At 38.3% G+C, this 18,054-nt stretch carries 18 protein-coding genes; 1 reads left to right on the top strand and 17 read right to left on the bottom strand.

Going from position 1 to position 18,054, the window contains the following annotated elements:
* Positions 1-200: 200 nt before the first annotated feature.
* Positions 201-2,138: an OPT family oligopeptide transporter gene (locus VEI_RS01590; protein ID WP_059361553.1), complete on the bottom strand. Its 1,938-nt coding sequence runs from the start codon at positions 2,136-2,138 to the stop codon at positions 201-203.
* A 240-nt stretch (positions 2,139-2,378) separates the two neighbouring features.
* Between VEI_RS01590 and pepT the strand changes: the two genes are divergently transcribed.
* Positions 2,379-3,602: a peptidase T gene (pepT, locus tag VEI_RS01585; RefSeq protein WP_059361552.1), complete on the top strand. Its 1,224-nt coding sequence runs from the start codon at positions 2,379-2,381 to the stop codon at positions 3,600-3,602.
* A 94-nt stretch (positions 3,603-3,696) separates the two neighbouring features.
* Here pepT and VEI_RS01580 read toward each other — a convergent pair whose 3' ends face one another.
* From VEI_RS01580 to VEI_RS01505, 16 genes are all read right to left on the bottom strand, one after another.
* Positions 3,697-4,947, bottom strand: coding sequence for an MFS transporter (locus VEI_RS01580; protein WP_059361551.1), 1,251 nt, complete (start codon positions 4,945-4,947; stop codon positions 3,697-3,699).
* Positions 4,948-5,211: 264 nt separating this feature from the next.
* Positions 5,212-5,841 carry a hypothetical protein gene (locus VEI_RS01575; RefSeq protein ID WP_059361550.1) on the bottom strand — a complete coding sequence of 210 codons (630 nt, stop codon included), beginning with the start codon at positions 5,839-5,841 and terminating at the stop codon, positions 5,212-5,214.
* Between the two features lie 78 nt (positions 5,842-5,919).
* A complete protein-coding gene (locus VEI_RS01570; RefSeq protein ID WP_059361549.1) occupies positions 5,920-6,858 on the bottom strand; it encodes a hypothetical protein in 939 nt (312 codons plus the stop codon).
* A gap of 126 nt (positions 6,859-6,984) precedes the next feature.
* Positions 6,985-7,701, bottom strand: a complete 717-nt coding sequence (locus VEI_RS01565) for a helix-turn-helix domain-containing protein (protein ID WP_059361548.1) — start codon at positions 7,699-7,701, stop codon at positions 6,985-6,987.
* A 159-nt stretch (positions 7,702-7,860) separates the two neighbouring features.
* Positions 7,861-8,412 (bottom strand): hypothetical protein, encoded by a 552-nt coding sequence (locus VEI_RS01560; RefSeq protein WP_059361547.1) that lies wholly within the window; start codon positions 8,410-8,412, stop codon positions 7,861-7,863.
* Between the two features lie 8 nt (positions 8,413-8,420).
* Positions 8,421-9,377 (bottom strand): flotillin-like protein FloA, encoded by a 957-nt coding sequence (gene floA / locus VEI_RS01555; RefSeq protein WP_059361546.1) that lies wholly within the window; start codon positions 9,375-9,377, stop codon positions 8,421-8,423.
* A 29-nt stretch (positions 9,378-9,406) separates the two neighbouring features.
* Positions 9,407-9,868 carry an NfeD family protein gene (locus VEI_RS01550; RefSeq protein WP_059361545.1) on the bottom strand — a complete coding sequence of 154 codons (462 nt, stop codon included), beginning with the start codon at positions 9,866-9,868 and terminating at the stop codon, positions 9,407-9,409.
* A gap of 165 nt (positions 9,869-10,033) precedes the next feature.
* The gene (gene uraA / locus VEI_RS01545; RefSeq protein WP_059361544.1) at positions 10,034-11,317 is read right to left on the bottom strand and encodes a uracil permease; all 1,284 of its coding nucleotides are present in this window, start codon (positions 11,315-11,317) and stop codon (positions 10,034-10,036) included.
* Between the two features lie 33 nt (positions 11,318-11,350).
* Positions 11,351-12,679, bottom strand: a complete 1,329-nt coding sequence (locus VEI_RS01540; protein WP_059361543.1) for an FtsW/RodA/SpoVE family cell cycle protein — start codon at positions 12,677-12,679, stop codon at positions 11,351-11,353.
* 1 nt (position 12,680) lies between these two features.
* Complete coding sequence (gene trmB, locus VEI_RS01535; RefSeq protein ID WP_059361542.1) at positions 12,681-13,340, bottom strand: tRNA (guanosine(46)-N7)-methyltransferase TrmB; 660 nt, start codon at positions 13,338-13,340, stop codon at positions 12,681-12,683.
* Positions 13,341-13,487: 147 nt separating this feature from the next.
* Positions 13,488-14,180, bottom strand: a complete 693-nt coding sequence (locus tag VEI_RS01530) for a hypothetical protein (RefSeq protein ID WP_059361541.1) — start codon at positions 14,178-14,180, stop codon at positions 13,488-13,490.
* A gap of 352 nt (positions 14,181-14,532) precedes the next feature.
* Positions 14,533-14,763, bottom strand: coding sequence for a 30S ribosomal protein S18 (gene rpsR, locus VEI_RS01525; protein ID WP_004693795.1), 231 nt, complete (start codon positions 14,761-14,763; stop codon positions 14,533-14,535).
* 39 nt (positions 14,764-14,802) lie between these two features.
* Complete coding sequence (locus tag VEI_RS01520; RefSeq protein ID WP_005382135.1) at positions 14,803-15,201, bottom strand: single-stranded DNA-binding protein; 399 nt, start codon at positions 15,199-15,201, stop codon at positions 14,803-14,805.
* A 21-nt stretch (positions 15,202-15,222) separates the two neighbouring features.
* Entirely contained in the window at positions 15,223-15,507 is a 285-nt protein-coding gene (rpsF, locus tag VEI_RS01515; protein WP_005377647.1) for a 30S ribosomal protein S6, read from the bottom strand.
* A 116-nt stretch (positions 15,508-15,623) separates the two neighbouring features.
* Positions 15,624-16,799: an MBL fold metallo-hydrolase gene (locus tag VEI_RS01510; protein ID WP_059361540.1), complete on the bottom strand. Its 1,176-nt coding sequence runs from the start codon at positions 16,797-16,799 to the stop codon at positions 15,624-15,626.
* 2 nt (positions 16,800-16,801) lie between these two features.
* On the bottom strand, positions 16,802-17,791 hold the full coding sequence (locus VEI_RS01505; protein WP_059361539.1) for a hypothetical protein: 990 nt from the start codon (positions 17,789-17,791) through the stop codon (positions 16,802-16,804).
* Between the last annotated feature and the right edge of the window lie 263 nt (positions 17,792-18,054).

Below are 18,054 nucleotides of genomic sequence, written 5' to 3'. Positions count from 1 at the left end.
AATAAGCATAATAAAATAATACCCATAGAGGTATTATATATGTATCATATCACCCTCTATTTACTAGGTCAATAATTCCGACTATACAAATAGGTTTTATATAAGTATAGTTTTTAGCTATATCAAAAACACCTCCATCAAGATCATATTGAACTCGATGAAGGTGTTTTCCTCTATTTTATTAGAAGCACCGTGATTGATTATTTAGCTTTTTTAACTTTTACGTACATAGCTACTTTGTACAAGAATACGCAAAGTAATAAATACATTACAATACTGAGGTATGTTGCTTCAGGTGTTTCTACCCATGCTTCTGCAAATACATCAATACCGGCAATGCGAAGCACCGCACTGAACAAAGAGCCAATAGCACCACCGGCTACGAGACCAGATGCAATTGTGCTACCTTTGGAGAAGCGAAGATCTGCTAATTCTTTATCTTTCGTGCTATTTTGTACGAAGTATGCAATCAAACCACCGATAAGTAGTGGTGTGTTGATTTCCATTGGTAAATATGTGCCAAGAGCAAATGCCAACGGTGGAACCTTTACCATCCACAAAATAATAGCAAATAATGCACCTGCCATGTATAAAGGCCATTGTGCACTACCACCAGTCATCATAGGTTCGATGATAGCCGCCATAGCATTTGCTTGAGGAGCATTTAATGCATGATCTCCTACGAAGCCATATGCATCGTTTAGAAGGATCATAACACCTACGGAAAGGACTGCACAAAGGATGGTACCAACGATTTGCCATTGTTCCATTTTTTTAGGTGTCGCACCTGTCATATGCGCTACTTTAAGCTCGGACATGAAGTTACCAGCCATACCGATAGTTGTACCGATGAAGGATGCCATCATGAGGACAGCAATCATACCTACTTTGCCAGTCATGCCTGCTGCTGTTAAGCATACTGCGGAGATGATAATCATAAAGATTGTCATACCAGATACTGGTTCTGTACCAGTATACGCGATAGAGCTAATACCTACTACAGATAATAAGAAGGACATGATAAGAACAATTAAGAATGCTACCATTGTTTGAGAGAAGCTTTCAGCATACATAAAGTGGAAATATGCTGCGAATAGAACTGTACATAACAAGATGCCAGCACCAATCCAAGATGTAGGCACGTCGCGTTGTGTACGGAGCAAGTTAACATCTACAGATTTGGAGCTGAAGATATCAAGCACTGCATTTTTAACAACACTAGCTACAACTTTAGACATATTGAGTAGACCGATAATACCTGCCATAGCGAGCATACCGATACCAATATGGCGAACATAATCAAGGAATACCTTACGAATTGGAGCATCTGCTAACGGAACAGCTTGACCACCAATTTGCATGATATGTTCAGGCGCTAAATAATATACGATAGGAATACATACAAACCAGGAGAAGAAAGAACCAGCTGCAATAATTGCGGCATAGCGAAGACCTGTGAAGTAACCAAGACCAAGTAACGCTGCATCCGTATCAACTGCTGCAGTTAGCTTGGTTTGGTCTGCCAAGGCCGAACCCCATTTGAATGTTGTGGTACGTATAACCTCTTCCCACCAGCCAAGGCTGTTAAGAATAAAGTCATACACAAGAGCGATGAGACCAGAACCGAGCATAAGTTTCGCTTTGCTACCTTCATTACTCATTAGTACTTCAGCAGCAGCACGACCACTTGGGAACGGATACACATAGTGCATTTCCTCAACGAAGTAGCGACGGAACATAACGCATAATAAAACACCAAGTACGCCACCGAGGATAATAGGAATTGCCATTTGCACAAAGGATACATCTGTTACATTCCAGATATATAATGCAGGCAAAAAGAACATGGCACCGGCTAAGGTGTTCGTACTAGAACTAGCGATAGCCTGAATGTGAACCGTTTCGGCAAATGCATTTTGCCGTTTCAAAATAACTGCTGTACCCATAGCGAGTACAGATACTGGAGCGAAGGCATCTACTGTTTGACCGATTTTCAAACATAGATAGCCAACAGCCAGTGTAAAAATTGCCGCATAGAATAGGCCCCAGAATACTACATATGAGTTAATCTCTACGTAATCCTTCTTAGGATCTAAGACTGGTTCTACGGGCGGAATTGAACGAGTTTCGTCCGACATAGTAAAACCTCCTAACATAAAAAGTACAAACGTATATCTATTCACCTTTATAGTATCACGGTCATATGCTCGATTCAATTACTTTATATGCATAACAAGAATATTTTTACACGTTATACACCAATTTCTTTGCATTTTGTCTATTAGTGGTCTACAATGAGGATATAGTATGACTATCTATTTTACAGTAATTTGTAGTCAAATTCATATATTCATTATATCTTCACAAGGAGGCTCATTATGGAACCAATGGTCGAACGTTTTGTACGCTATACAAGCATAAATACACGTTCTAACGAGGAAAGCACAACAATTCCTAGTACTCAAACGCAAGTAGACTTTGCTACAAACGTACTTGTTCCAGATTTAAAAGCAATCGGCTTGGACGAAGTTATCTACAACCGTGAGAATGGCTTTGTTATTGGTACCCTTAACGCTAATACAGAGGCCCCTGCCCCTTCTATTGGCTTTATCGCCCATATGGATACAGCCGATTACAATGCAGAAAACATTAAACCACGTATCATTGAAAACTATGATGGTAGCGATATTTGCCTCAACGAAGAGCATCAAATCTTCACACGTCGTGCAGACTTTCCTAACCTAAAAAACTATATCGGTAAATCCTTAGTGGTAACCGATGGTCTAACACTTCTCGGCGGCGACGATAAGGCTGGCATCTGCGAAATCATGGAAGCCCTTGCCTACCTCGTATCTCATCCAGAAATCAAGCACGGTAAAATCATGTGTGCCTTTGGCCCAGACGAAGAAATCGGTACTGGCGCAGATCACTTTGATGTAAAACAATTCCCTGTTGACTATGCGTACACTATCGACGGTGAAAGCCTCGGCCAACTTGAATATGAAACATTTAATGCTGCTGGCGGTACAGTCATCCTTAAAGGTGTCTCTGTTCACACAGGTACAGCCAAAGGCATTATGATTAACTGTGCTAAATTAGCTATGCAATTCGATGCTCTATTACCAGGTGCGGCCGTTCCTGAACACACCTGTGGTCGTCAAGGTTTCTTTATGCTCATGAGTATGGAAACACAAGTAGATACAGGTAAAATGAACTATATCATCCGCGACCACGACAAAGAATTATTCGAGGCAAAAAAAGCCTTCTTCTTACAAGCAGGTCAAACCTTAAACGAAATTTACGGCCGTGAAGTATGTGAAGTATCTGTTAAAGATCAATACTATAACATGTACGATATTATCAAAGACAATATGGAATGTGTAAACGTAGCTAAAGCAGCAATGGAAAAAGCTGGTATTACACCTCTTTGTGATCCTATCCGAGGCGGTACGGACGGTTCTAAAATTTCCTTCATGGGTATCCCTACACCAAATATTTTCACAGGTGTAGAAAACCTACATGGTCGTCATGAATTTGCATGTATCGACGATATGAAAAAAGCTGTGGAAGTAATCGTTAATATTGTAAATATCGAAAAATAATACTATAAGACAGCAAAATGACTATTCGAACATCTACTCGAATAGTCATTTTTATTAGCCTATTATTATAATAACAATCTATTAACACAACCTTTTAAGCAACTTGCCCATTGCGTTTACGATTTCTAATTTGTTCTTCTTCAGCACGAGCTTTTAAAGAAAGATCTTTATCAGTCCCTACATAACGGCCGTAGAGTAAATAATACGCAACCAATGCTATAAGAGCAACCACAACAGTTACATGGAACATACTCGTATAACCTACGACTTCCTTAATGGCACCTAAGATATACGGACCAAAACCAAGACCTACATCCAAGGCAATAAAATATGTTGATGTAGCAACACCGATACGGTGTACTGGTACGATTTTAACGGTTACCGCTTGACCATTAGACATGAATGTACCATATCCAAGGCCAACAAATACGGCAGATAAAAGAACCAACCATGTAGAGTGAGCAATGGATAGCAAGAAAATACCAAGCGCTAAGGATACGAAGCAAGGATAGAGAACGAAGTTTTCCCCTCTCATATCGAACAGAATACCAAGTAAAGGTCTTGTTATCGTAATAACTACGGCATATACAACGAAGAAGAAGGTGCCGGCCATAATTAGGTCTAAATCTTTTGTATAGGCCGCCATAAAGCCAATAACACCAGAATATGCAAAGCCTACAAGCACAGAAACAAGGCTAATAGAATTCATACGTGGTTCAATATAATCTGAAATCTTTATGCCCTTATGAGCTTCGGACTCAATACCAAGCTTAGGTTCCTTAAACTTCATAATTACGGCCCCAATGCCACAAATAGCGATAAGGGCAACGCAGAATGCGATGATAAAGTCATAGCCAAGACTATGAAGCATCAAAATACCTAAGAATGGGCCTACTGCAGCGGCAAGTGATGTAGATAAGCCATAATAGTTAATCCCTTCACCACGACGAGATGGAGGGATAATGGCAGCAATAATAGTACTCGTTGCAGTTGATGTAATACCGTAGGCAAAACCATTTAAGAAACGAACGCTATCGAGCATTGCTAAATTAGGTGTGTAGAAATACATGGCTGTTGAAGCCAAATAAATTAACAAGCCTAAATAGAGCATCTTACGACAGCCTAATACGCTGATAAAACGCCCCGCTAAGAGACGTGCCACTACGGTACCAATAATATAAATACCAACAGCTAAACCAGCCTGGCTCGCTGTGGCATGAAGATTCTCTTTAGCAACTACAGCTATAATAACGATTAGCAAATAATAAATTAAAAATACTAAGAAATTAATCAAAGTATCGAGGACAAATGATCTTGTCCATAAGGCCTCTTTAGCCTTATCCATAGTATCAACTCCATTTTCTAAAACAATTGTCAACCACATAATGACATTGGTTATTATAGACTTATCATTTCAAAAAACAAGTTTTAAAAAATTATTATTGTTATCAATTTTATTTATAACTATTAGTTTTATATTATTGTTAATATAGCTTTTCCCATTTTAGAAGCTCATATAAATTTTTAATAACAAAACACCTTTGACAGTTGTTATGACAAAGAAAAAGCATTTTAACAACTAACAAAGGTGTTTATGTATATATGTACTTTATTTAGTTTTCAATCCACAAGCATCAAAGAATTTCTTATAAGCTTCAGCCTTCTTTATAAGACTTAAGGGATACGCTCGTGATGTAGATGGCAATCTCGTCAAGGTAAGCTGATGCCCATGATATACGAAAGGAATCGTTTCCCCCGTTTTCGGTAGTTTAACCTTATCTGGTAACAAGCTAAGTAAAACCTCTGTGGCCTTGCCGCCTGTTGTTCCTATATGTTTACAATAAGGAATCTGTGCCAATACTTCATCGAGGTGCACCGGTTCTATGACCTTTAAAAACGCATCTGACGCATTGCCACGTTCACGAACAGCTTTAAATACAGTTGGACAAGAGGCAATGCCCATTTGAGACAAAAAAGATTTAATCTTTTCTGCGTCAAAGGCCTTTTCTTCACCCTTTCTAAAATGGTCCTTATCACCAAAGAAAACTATGCCATATACGCGCCACATATCATTTTGAAAATTAGGATAGTGAAACTCCATAGCCCGTTTTTCAGAGGTTGGTGGAAATGTGCCCATTGTCATAACCGTTGTATTCTTGGGTAAAAACGGCGGAAACGGTCTTGTTTCTACAACTTCGTTAGAACCTAGTTCAATGGTATCATTCTTCACAATATACATCTCCTTATTTGTTTATGCTAAAAATCCACTTTCACACTAACAAGTATACGTCAGTAATACCATAATAAAAATCACATTTTACTGAACAACGGGTTGCTTCATAATGGCATTAATCGCATCAAATCCAGTCGGCACTGGGGAAACGAGATATAAGCATACAACAGCCGCTACAGCAAATCCAATGGCTAAGTATGAGAAGGTACCACGTTTAGGGAATTCATAGAGACCAAACATACGCGTACCGATTGCAGCACCAATAGCAGTAATAAAGGACGGGATGGAGAATAATCCATATACACCTAATACAACCATTAAACCTGCATAACCACCTACAACAGTAATCATCGGTAACATGCGATCCATAGGCGTTTTATAATCACGTGTTAGACCCGCTGGATAGTTGGAGCTTTCAACACCAAATAAACCAAGGAAAATACCGAAGTCAACCCAAATAAATTCCCAGATTCCCTTAAATGCATCACGATTACGACCTGCATACCAAGCAAAGGCTGTAATCAACAGAATAGCAAGCCCTGCAAAGCCAAAATAGTAATCTTCACTGATAGTAGGCCCTACATAGGCACCTACAGCCGTTACAACAGCACTAAGAATAGATAAAATAACGACGCGATGTATTGCTGGACGATCACGTTCAGGAATGCGTTTATATACTGTAGCCATCAACTCTAATACAAAGCAAGCCATAAAGACCCCAATACCTGCTGGGGGCGATAAGAATGTAATGAGCGCCGTAAGCACGATAGGAATAGCGATGCGCCAACGAGGAAACAATACTAAATCCTTATAATCTAGACGGACATCCTGTGTTTCAGCAGTGAAATTATTATACACAACGAAAAGTAACATAAACGCTACCACATCCAAAGGTCTTGCCCCCCAGATTAACAATGTTGGTACAATAATCATAGACAATGCAACGCCAGAGATTCTAGACAAACCAGCTGCTACAAAGCCGAGAAGTAAAAACGGTAATAATAGTGTTATAAATTCTAACATAATAAACCTCCCATCATCATATAAATCTAAGTATATAGTAATTAAGTACAAATTACTATACCGAATAATTCGAGGTTTATACAGATTTTATATAGAATATCTTGATAAGCTAACTGGTTGTTATAATCAATGTCGTTTTAGACGATTTCTTACAACCGATGTAGAACATTCTAATTGTTGTGCAATGGCAGCAATAGAAACCCCTTCCATCCGAAGACGCCTAATCTCATTTTCGTCTATCTCCAAACGCTTTCCCCTCATGGAAACACCAGACTCACGCAAATATAAAGCCACTGTATTGGCCTGAAGTTGGTAAGCCACGCCAATGTCTTTCGTACTCATGCCATGATATGTATAGAGATAGTTCATTTCTTCAATAGGCAATACCTTCCTTCTACCCCCACGTATTGAGACCCCCATATGACGTAATATATGTAATACCTTCCACCGCGTAAGCCCCGTCATATTTGCTATATAGGATGTACTATTGCCACTTTCATAAGACTTTTTAATGCGCTCTGGATTAATACTATGTATAGAATGTGGGTGCGTGCAAAGCACGCCATACTCATGTAATCGATTAGAAATTGTGGCTGCCGATACATTAAAGCGATGGGCCAGTGTATCAATACTGGCATGATTATCTTCATACAAAGATACCAGGGTCGCTCTACTAATATCTTTGCGTTTAGTACGGCGCGGAATATTATAATCATCCATACGACGTACAACTGTATCTACGCTGCAGCCAATATAATCAGCTACATCTCGCAAAGTCCAACCTTCTTTGACATATAGATTTTCGAGCAATTGCTTTGGAATATTTCGTACACTGCGATACATATATACGGCTCCTCTCCTATTATTACAGAATATAATGTATAACTCCTCTTATAACTATGATTATGAAAGTAAATCCCTATATTTTGCAATACAAAAAGGGTTCCTAATAGTCACCCCCGTGACTATTAGGAACCCTTGTCTTATTTAGGAACTTATATATTATCGAGCTCTATGTCGCAATGCTTTTGGCTTATCTAATATAAAAGCCCATTTCATACCTTCTTTTACAGCATGATGTGATCTACGAGCCTTTTTCATTTCTACTGGTTTTGCCGTAACCCCCACATCACTAAGAAGAACCTTACCTTCTTTCATCGCTTTATCGCGTTTAAAATCGGCTAATCGTTCTGCCAAAGGAGCTGTCACTGTATGAACAGCCTCTGCTAAAGGCTTATTATGTTCTTTTAAATCTTTTTGTTGTATTTTAACTGGCTTTTGGACCACCTCTGGGTTAACCTCTTTTTGTTGTGTTTCAAACGGCTTATGGTCCAACGCAGGATTAAACAACTCATCAAGATTACGTTCTATGGAAATACCATATTCGCGTTCCATCTCCTCCCAAGTTCTAGCCTCACCAGAGTTTTCATACTCATCAGAGTCCTCTGATTTGCCGCCTTTCAAGAAAGAAAACGCAATATATCCAATAATAGCTAGAACAAATATAGGATTATGCTGAAAGATAGATAGTACAGTAGACAAAATAGAGTCCATAGTTACTCCTATTCACTATCTGCTAGATTTTCACGCATTTTAGTGTCTGCAATAATATTGTTCATATTGTAGTAATCCATAACACCAAGATTACCATTTCTGAAAGCTTCTGCCAATGCTTTAGGCACTTCAGCTTGCGCTTCCACAACCTTAGCTTGCATGTCTTGTGTTTTAGCACGCATTTCTTGTTCTGTAGCAACCGCCATGGCACGGCGTTCTTCGGCACGAGCTTGAGCGATTTTCTTATCTGCTTCCGCTTGATCTGTTTGTAATTGTGCACCGATGTTACGTCCTACGTCTACGTCAGCGATATCAATGGACAAGATTTCGAATGCAGTACCTGCATCAAGACCTTTACCCAATACAGTACGAGAGATGTGATCTGGATTTTCTAGTACATCTGTATGCTCTTCAGAGGAACCTACAGTCGTTACGATACCTTCGCCTACACGAGCGATGATAGTAGCTTCACCAGCACCACCAACGAGGCGGTCAATATTAGCACGTACAGTAACGCGAGCACGAACCTTAAGTTCGATACCATTTTTTGCTACTGCAGAGATAATCGGTGTTTCAATAACTTTAGGGTTAACAGACATTTGAACCGCTTCCAATACATCACGACCTGCAAGGTCGATAGCTGCGGAGCGTTCGAAAGTTAAAGGAATAGATGCGCGTTCAGCGGCAATCAAAGCATCTACAACGCGGTCAACATCACCACCAGCAAGGTAATGAGCTTCCAGTTGATTTACATTTACATCAAGGCCTGCTTTATTGGCTTTAATCAAAGGCATTACGATTTGGGATGGATTTACACGACGCAAGCGCATACCTACGAGTGTAAAAATACCAACATTAACGCCTGCTGCAAGAGCAGATACCCAAAGGCCTAATGGCACAACATACAAGAACACCATAATCCCAATCAGTAGAATGGGAATCAAAATTAAAATACCGACATCCATAGTAACCTCCACGAGTCCTAGAATAATACTTATTGAGGGCGTACGATATTACGACCTCCTACAACACGAACTACTACAATAGGCGTACCAGCTTCGATGAAATCACCTTCTGTAACAACATCAACAAATTGATCATCAATACGTGCGACGCCTGCAGGTCGCAATGTACTTTGAGCGACACCAGTCTTGCCTTCTAAATCAGTTTGCACATCATTAGATACATAACCTTGTTGTGTAGTAGAGCGTTGACCTAGGGTAAACAATTTACCAATCCAAGTCCGAGAAAAATGATTAAAGAAGGTTAATAATAATACAACTAAGAGTATTGTGATACCAAGTACTGCGTATAAAGCTAAATCTGTTCCACCAAGGCCGATAAAGACACCCCACATGAACACACTGTATCCAATGAGACCAGCAATACCACCTGGTATAACTAATTCAATAGCCATCAACATAATACCGATAACAAGCCAAAAAATATAATCCATATAAACCTCCTTCCACAAAGTATTTCACACAATATATTATACAATAGACATTTATATTTTACCAATGAACAGTACTTATCATCATAATCCCGTCCTATTTTTATAAACATATATTCAAAAGTCAAAACGCGTAGCCAAAAGCTACGCGTTTAATTATGTATTTAGTTATACATCAGTTTTCTTTAATTGATCATTACCAATGCCTGTTTTTTGCAAGATAAGAAGTACAACACTCATCCCCATGCCTACAACAGTAGCTAAACCCATACCTTTTAAGATAATTGGACCCACTACGAGTTGAGCACCACTAAGGCCAACAACGAGGATAACAGAAGTAAGAATCATGTTTACAGGATTTGTATAGTCTACCTTACGTTCCACCAACATACGTAAACCAGATGCTGCGATAATACCAAACAATAGGATTGATACCCCGCCCATAACGGGAACAGGAATCGCATGAATCAATGCGGCCACCTTACCTACGAAGGACACAATCATAGCCAATACAGCCGCACCACCGATAACCCATACACTAAAGCATCTTGTAATCGCTAATACACCAATATTTTCACCATATGTAGTATTCGGTGTGGCACCAAAGAAGCCAGATAAGATATTAGCAAGGCCATCACCTAACAAAGAACGCTCTAGACCTGGTTCTTTCATAAGATCTTTAGCCACGATATTGCTAGTTACAACAAGATGGCCTACGTGTTCAGCAAATACCACAAAGAGAGCTGGCATAATCATGATAATCGCATTAATATCAAATACAGGCATACCATAGAACTGAGGCAAAGAGAACCAAGGAGCGGCTTCAACACCAGAGAAGTCAACAACACCCATAATAGCAGATAAAATGTAACCTGCTACTACACCGATTAATACGGGAATAACTGCAAGAAAACCGCGGAACACAACAGTACCTAATAAAGTTACAATCAAGGAGAACATAGATACTATAATAGCTTGATCATGAGACATACCTAAATTTTGATCACCGATGAGACCGGCCATTCCCATAGCTACTGGTGCTAACTCGAGACCAATAATAGCAACAATAGCCCCCATAGCCGCTGGTGGGAATAATTTATCAATCCAGCCGATACCAATGTATCGAACTAAAATGGATAAAATAACAAAGGATAAACCAAACATTACAAAGGCACCTTTGGCAGCTTCGTACCCAAGACCAGCGGTAAGTACCGCCCCAACCGGAGCAATAAAGGCAAAGCTAGAGCCCAAGTAAGCAGGAATTTTCCCCTTGCATATAAAGAGATACAGCAAAGTCCCAATGCCATTCATAAATAGTGCTGTTGCTGGATCTACTTTCAATAAATATGGTACGAGTACCGTAGAACCAAACATAGCAAATAAATGTTGTAGACTAAGCGGCAATAATTTTCCCATCGATGGGCGTTCTTGAATATCAATAAAATCTTTCATTGTTTTCCCTCATACATATACAACTCATATAGATTATCTTTTATCTGGCGGTACAAATCGGCCTGGCAATTTAGGCTCTACTTGTTTGCTAGGTTTAAAACGACTACGCGTTTCCTCACGAAGAGACGGCAATGTTTCCTTGGTTCCTACCGGTTTAACCCCCTCTACACCACGTCTAGCAATGCTTGCCAAAATACCAATAGCCATACAATTCATCATCAAAGAGGAACCACCATAGCTAATGAATGGCAACGGAACACCTGTGACAGGCAACATACCGCAAACCATGGCAATATTAAAGAATGCTTGTCCACCGATAAGAATGGTAATACCTAGAGCTAACCATTTGCCAAAGGAATCTCGCGCCCGATTTGCAATGCGAAAGCCAAAATAGGTGAATGTCGCCATTAATAACACGACGAATATACTACCTAGAAAACCCATTTCCTGTGCCCAAACAGCAAAGGCAAAATCTGTATGCGCTTCAGGTAGGTAAAAATACTTAGAGGTACCATTCATAAACCCTTGACCAAAGAAACCACCTGAACCAACGGCTAACAAACCTTGTACAGTTTGGTAACCTTGATCCTGTGCATAGGACCAGGGATCAAACCACGACTCGACACGCTTCCAACGATAATCAGAACTACGAGCCATATAAGCGCCACCAATAATAGCTAATATAAAAGTAATGCCAAAAATTCCCTTTTCGAAACCAGAGAGAAAAATCAGTAAAAAAGAAAATCCTACAATGAGTACAGCAGTCCCCATATCTGGTTGTTTAAATGTAAGCAACGCAAATGCAAGGGGCCAAAACAACATATACACCATATATCGAATGCGTTCCCACCAGAACCAGCAGAATACTTGCCATTGTTTAAGGCCCTTTACTCTCTGCAATATGGATTTAAATCTTGGATTCTTCCAAGGTTTATCCGCTAGTTTAGCGGCAGTCCATAACAAGGCTGCTAACTTTGCAAATTCTGAAGGTTGTAATGAAAAGCGCCCAATCGGAATCCAGCGCCGTGCACCATTTACCTCTACACCAACAAAATATATAGCAGCTAATAATACTGCCGTAACATACATAATACGTCTTAATAGCGTAGGATTCTGTAATTTTCGATAATCATATCGATATAATAAAACACCAAAAACAGCAGAAACCAACAAAAACATTCCATGTTTAGGTGCATAGCCCCACAATCCATCATCAGTCGTAATGGACCCAACATAGGTGGCACTAAAAATATTAATGACCCCTATGAGCGCCATAAGTACGATGGGTAATAACATACCTTGGAGGTCATTTTTAAACACCTTCTCCCAAAGATGTTCAACCTGTTCCCCTTTTTTCCCCATGTTACGCCTCCTTAGTAGCAGCTGGTTTTACCGCTTCTAATCGGAAAATTGGTTGTCCTTTAGCACTAAATTTTTCCTCATATTCTGTTTTTACATTTGGCAAATCTGTACTATGTAAATCATAGGTTACATTTTTAAGTTCCCAACCACAATTTTGGAACTCTTCTAGGGAGAACATAAACAAACCTTCATTATCTGTTTTAAAATGAACCTCCCCATTATCTTTTAGTAAACGCGCATATCGATCAAGGAATGTATGATATGTCAAACGACGTTTAGCATGCTTAGCCTTAGGCCATGGATCACAGAAATTGATATAGAATCGGTCTACTTCACCAGGTGCCACGATTTCTTCAATGCCTGCAATATCAAACAAAGACACCTTTGCATTATCTCGCTCAGCTTCAAATATCTTTTGCGCCGCATAGTAAATTACACCGATTTGAACCTCAAAACCAACAAAATTTGCATCTGGATATGCTTCAGACATACCCGCAATGAATCGTCCCTTACCAGTGCCTAGTTCCATGTATAATGGTCTATCGGGATGCGAAAAAGCCTCTCTCCATTTGCCTTTATAAGCCTCTTGTCCTGATAAAATAATATGTGAATCATACTCGTGGATAGCCTCATCAATCCACGGTTTTCTACGAAGACGCATCATTTCTCCTTCTATCTATATTCTGAAAGTACTATATTATATAACTAATTGTTACCTATCCTTATTATTATAGAGAAAGCCTTTACATCACGTCAATTAGTAATATGAAAAAGCCCATGCTCTTTTTAAAAAGACATGGGCTTTGTATTAGTTTGCTAACATATTTTCTAAGTATTCAATTTGTTGTGGACTTAAACCAAGCTCTGTTAAGCTCTTCTTAGAGGATGCAAATACAGCATTCGTTTTACCAACACGAGTACCTAATGCCGCTGCTGCTACAAGTTCACGATCAAGTTTACCCAAGCGCGAACGATTTTTATTTTGCGGTTTTGGCTTTTTAATACGGAATGTATTATATTTAACAGCTGCTGTAGCTTCATCAAGCTTAATCTTTGCAGCCACATTATTACTATTAGTCGGATTACCTAGCAATGCACTAAGACCAACACGTTTTGGTACAAGTTTATCATAATCTAAGCCAAACTCAGGACGTTCTTCACGAAGTTGTTCAAAGGCTGCAAGAGCCGCATTCATTTGCTTTAAACCCGCTGCAGAGTACAACTGACGAATGGCAATACTTACCTCTTGAGGTGTCAAGGTGCCTCTTTCAATAGCAGAGATAATCGTTTCTCTCAAAGAGCCTAAATCACCGTTAGCAGTATAACGGCCAATTTCAACCAAGTCCTTTTGACGCTCATTAAGCTCTTTTGGCACATATATATTAAATTCTGAGATGGAAGGCGCTTTTTTAGTTATCGGTTCTGCGGCACCATTTACCGTACACAGATAACCACTGCTGACTACAGCCAAAGCCACTGCCAAAGTTAAAACCTTTTTCAATGTTTCCAAATCTCCCTTTATACACCAATAAAAGCACGTTTATCTTCTAATATTATTTATACATACTTTTAAATAACATTAATATACATCAAAATAAATCAATTCATTGTTATTATATACTACTTCATCTGTTTTTTATAGTCATATTAATAAAAAACTATAAAAAAATTTATTTATAAACTACTCGCAATATATCAGAAAATAGCTGTTTCTATGGAATTATTAAAACCTACCACTTAAGGTTTTTATTTATAACTATTATTTATAATAAAAATTTAGACCCGTATGCCGTCTTCTATTAGATAGCAAAAAGGCGGTACAACCAAATGGTTATACCGCCTTGATTCATCAATTATTCTGCAGTGAATGGCAATAAAGCGATTGCACGTGCACGTTTGATAGATGTAGTCAATTTGCGTTGATGTTTTGCGCAAGTACCGGAAATACGACGAGGTAAGATTTTGCCGCGTTCAGTCGTGAAACGACGAAGTTTTGCAACATCTTTATAGTCGATTTGATCGATATGGTCTGCACAGAAAACGCATACTTTTCTTCTTGGCTTTCTGCCTCTATCTCTTCTCATTGCGAATCCTCCTTTTCGAATTAGTAGGAGTCTCGGACACTAGAACGGGATGTGTTCGTCATCGCCGCCTGTACTGAAACTATCAAAATTGGACCCACCATCGAAAGAATTAGTATTCATATCAAGGGATTGGCCCACAAAGTTCGCTACCACTTCAGTAACGTAACGTTTTTGACCATCCTGAGTCTCGTAAGAACGAGTTTGCAAGCGACCTTCTACAAAGCAACGACTGCCTTTACGAAGATTACCTGCCGCTTCACCAAGTTTGCCCCATGCAACGCAATTAATGAAAGCAGTTTGTTCTTTCGTTTCATTGGTTGTAGAGTCAACATAAGTATTAGTAGCAGCTACTGTGAAAGTTGCCACTGCTCTACCAGTTTTAGTAAAACGTACTTCAGGATCACGAGCTAAATTACCTAGAATTTGTACAGAGTTCATCTTTTCTCCTCCAGGCTTTAATTATGCATCGTGTTTAACAATCAGGTGTCTTAAGACATCATCGTTGATTTTCAACACACGGTCAATTTCTTTAATTTCAGCTGGATCAGCTTCGAAATTAACCAATACGTAGAAACCGTCAGTGAATTTTTTCACTGCGTAAGCAAGACGACGCTTGCCCCAACGATCTACCTTTTCTACTGTGCCGCCTACACGAGCAATTAAAGCTTCCACTTTTTCAATGACAGCGTTAGTTGCTTCTTCTTCAGCTGGTTTCACAATAACCATGACTTCGTATTTGTTCATACAAAATCACCTCCTCTTTCGGACTAATGCCCCTATCGACACATAGGGGTAGGAAGTGCTTACCATTAATAAGCTCTACTATTATAACCTAAATTAATAATAAAAGCAAGTAGGTCCTATATAATAAACGTCTCATTATCATTAACGATATACACATTTCTATGAGGTACTAATTCCTCTAATCTCTCAGGATTATCAGTATGAACCGGAATAATAACATCAGGATTGACCATATCGATAAACTTAACTAAATCAGCCTTACATACATGACCACTTGCATGGCATATATAAGATGGATACGTATCTAGCAAATCTTTTAACGCCAGATTTTCCTCAATATATCCTGTCCACATAGAATATATAATACGTACATCATCTTTAGGGAATTTTTTAATTTGAGAAATATAATATTCAGTTCCTCTTACTAAGGAAACAAATCCATTATCCATATAATATTTAGGATATGCCCCTATATCAAGAACTAGTGGACTATCAGGTCTACGATACAATGAACTATCATAGTACACATTATCAATCACCGTATCTAGAATTCTTTTCTGATACGCGTCACAAATTAATACCTTATCAGTCGGCATATTATGCCAAATCCCCATAATACGGTCAATATTCGTAGAGGAACACATAACAAAAACATATTTTCCATCTTGAATATATGAAGAAATATCGTCTAGCACTTCTCTTTCAGATATCCCATCATGAGCATTTCGAGATAATGAGGTGCCTTCTGTAATTAATACATCAACGTCACCTATATACGTCCTAATTAGCTTTTCTAATACATGACCTCGTACCCCATGCATTCTAAAATCACCTGTATATAAGACACGTTTACCTTCTGCTTCAATGACAAACATATAACTATCCACAGCACTATGGTCGATAACCAAAGGTCTAATATGTATATTTCCAATAGTGAAGGCTTCGCCTCCACGAAATGTATTTGCATCTAACAAACGTAAATATAAATCTTTATCTTGATGTTCAGTAGCTATCATAGCCACTTCCTTACTCAGTTTCCCCATATATAAGGGTATTTCTGGTAATGCAGAGGTTAGTTGTCCTAAATGATCCATATGATAATGTGAAATCACAATACCATCACAATCTGCTAACCCTTTTGTAACACCGTCTATATCTAAATTTATAGGTGTGTATTTTTCATCTAGACTCAATTCGTTACCAAAATCCAGTATAATGCGGGTAGATGCTGTACTAATTTCTATGGCACTACCACCAATTTGATGAGTGCCACGATGGATAATTATATTCATACTTAACCTTTGCTAGGAATAGTTAGTAATGTTTCTGCTCGGTATGAACGCTCTATGTTAGGAGATTCATCGACCGTCTCCACACGTAATACAGCAAAACGAATTTGTTTTAAATGAGGCTCTTGCTTTAAGATTGTTTCACACAAGATTCGCAAAGAATCACGTTTATCAGTTGTAAGTAACTCTTGGCACTCTTTATGTTGTTGGCTTTCAACTGTTTTGGATGGAAAAACCGCGTTAGCAATATCCTTTGGATTTAGGCTTAACATTAAATTTGTTTTATATCCGCCATCATTTTTAGTACAAGCCTTCTCATCAAATAAAACAACTAATTCAGCGTTCTTGGTATGCTTATACCCCTTTAAATTTCTTAAAACATTTATACCTTCATGACTATCAGTAGATACAATCTGATCTAAATCAAGTAATTTATAATATGTATAAGCTTCTAAAACACATCGTAGTAAAGTTTCATCACTACCAGATGGACGATATTTCAATTCAATAACAGAGTAGTATTTATCATCCGTGTTATAGCCTAATAAATCTATTTTTCCATAAGAGTCGCTTCGATCTGCTTTTAATGGTGTTTGGTAATCAAAAATATAACCTAAATCCTTAACCTCACCTTGATAGAATAATAATTTTGCTAAAATTTCTTCTTTTCGACTGGTGATTGATAACTCATTTTGCGTAGGCGTATGGTCTGTATCAAAATGATTAGGTCTTACAGGTTTCAATTTGTCCCATTCTTTAACGAGATCCTCTGATACAAGAGTTTTCGCAATAATCTCACTATAAAGATTCTTAGATCCTTTTATATAACCTTTGTAATTTACAATAGGAGCCTTATAAAAGTTTGCTACAAATTTTAATAAATATTCTTCTGTATTAACATGCTTCAAACCAAAGGCTTTTTTAAATTCCTTTAATTTATCCTTCCTCTTAATACAAAGAAAGAGCTCATCAATTGACTTCTTATTATCTACCATTGTCATTTCCCTCCCCATAATAATAATTTACTACACTACACATAATTACTAAAAACTCCTACACAAAAATAATGTTTTTAAATATAAATTCATTATATCAATAGATATTTTATGAGTAAACAATGAAGAATCCCTATCTATTATAAAGAAATTATAACTATTTCATACTTTCACTATACGCCATAAAACGAGTAATAATTTCCCCATCGAACATTATTTACTATAGGAATACACCATAAAATAATTAGTCAAAAATAACTTCA

The sequence above is a fragment of the Veillonella tobetsuensis genome (genome assembly GCF_001078375.1).
Classification (GTDB): domain Bacteria; phylum Bacillota; class Negativicutes; order Veillonellales; family Veillonellaceae; genus Veillonella; species Veillonella tobetsuensis.
The sequence above is the reverse complement of the archived record's forward strand: the minus strand, read 5'-3'. Positions and strand labels throughout refer to the sequence as shown.